Source organism: Dorea sp. MB18-49 (genome assembly GCF_023669465.1).
GTDB classification, from domain to species: domain Bacteria; phylum Bacillota; class Clostridia; order Lachnospirales; family Lachnospiraceae; genus Dorea_A; species Dorea_A longicatena.
In genome coordinates this window covers 1-1,674 of the sequence record NZ_JAMOYX010000098.1, presented here as the reverse complement: position 1 = coordinate 1,674, position 1,674 = coordinate 1, and the positions used below count along the sequence as shown (strand labels likewise).

Annotated in this window: 1 protein-coding gene; it reads left to right on the top strand. The window is 41.9% G+C overall.

Features of this window, described 5'->3' with window-relative positions; genetic code table 11:
- Positions 1-26: 26 nt before the first annotated feature.
- Complete coding sequence (locus tag NCY30_RS14890; RefSeq protein ID WP_006426934.1) at positions 27-1,523, top strand: alanine/glycine:cation symporter family protein; 1,497 nt, start codon at positions 27-29, stop codon at positions 1,521-1,523.
- The last annotated feature ends 151 nt before the right edge of the window (positions 1,524-1,674 follow it).

The following is a 1,674-nucleotide window of genomic DNA, read 5'->3' as shown; positions in this document are numbered from 1 at the left end:
TAATAAAGGAATACGGAGGGTATAATATGTTAAACGGTTTAAACAACATTGTAAACTTCCTGAATGGTTACATCTGGGGTGTAGGAATGTTGGTACTGATTGTAGGAAGCGGTTTATATTTTACAATCAGACTGCATGGTTTCCAGTTTGTACATTTTAAGGATATGTGGAGCAGAATTATTGACAAACAGGATTCTGACTCGGGAATTTCGGCATTCGGTTCGTTCTGTACGACTATGGCAATGCGTGTCGGTACAGGTAACGTAGCCGGAGTTGCGGTAGCAATTTACATGGGAGGTCCGGGAGCATTGTTCTGGATGATCCTTGCAGGTATGACGAACTCAGCAGTATGCTTCGCAGAGTGTACACTGGCAGTTCTGTATAAGACACGTATTGACGGCCAGTATCGTGGTGGTGGAGCTTATTGTGCAGAGAGAGGTCTTGGATGGAAGAAATATGGTACATTTATGGCCCTGATCCTTATGATCGGAACTTCTGTATTCATGCCGGCAGCAGCTACATATACAATCTGTGACGGATTCCATAATGCGATCAAGATTCCGATGTGGGTAAGTGCATTGATCATTGCATTGATTCTTGCAGTAGTAGTTATCGGTGGTGTAAAACGTATCAGTGCGATCGCATCTATGATCGTACCATTCATGGTAACGGTATATCTGATCGCAGCAGTTGTAATTATTGTTATGAACATTACAGCAGTACCGGCACTGATCAAAACAGTTGTAACAGCAGCATTTGCCAAGAATGCAGTATTTGGTGGAACAATCGGTGTGATCATCCAGCAGGGTGTTAAGAGAGGTACATTCTCAAGTGCATCTGGTATGGGTGAAGCATCTCCTACAGCAGCAGCGGCAGAGACAAGCCATCCGGTAAAACAGGGTATGGCCAATGCAGCAGGTGTATGGCTTGATACAGTTATCGTCTGTACTGCATCAGGACTTATGATTCTGTTAACAGACTGCTTTAATACAGCAGGCGGATATGTCGGAAGTGGCTCTACAGAACTTCCTGCACTCGCAGCAGCAGGAACGAACGGAGTTATCTTCGTACAGTTAGCATGTAAGACAGTTATGGGCAAGATCGCTCCTACATTTATTGCGATTATGTTAGCACTGTTCTCATTCACATGTCTGATCAGTTACTACTATGAAGCAGAGACAGCAGCTATGTATCTGTTCCAGGGTGAATCAAAAGCAAAAGTACGTAAAGTTGTTACATGGATCATGAGAATTGCAATGCCTGTTCTGATCTTCATCTGGGGTAACCTGGAATCAGATATCGCATGGAACTTATCAGATCTTGCACTTGGAAGTTGTACATGGGTAAATATGTTGATCGTGCTTCTGTTATCACCAAAGGTAATCGCACTTTATAAAGATTACGAAGAACAGATGAAAGCGAAGAAAGATCCATATTACAATCCGGATAAAATCTCATGGTCCGGAGTTGATAAAGAGATGTGGAAAGATATCAATAAGAAATATATTGAGAATGATAAATAAATCTTGAAAAAAAGGCCCCCGGGAGACTGGTATGCTCCCCGTCAAGAGGACAATAAAAAATAATAAATTTTTGTATCGTCAGCCATGCTATGGCTGGCGATATTTTATGCTGCTTTTGTATATTGCTCATGATATTTCATTGGTGTCATTA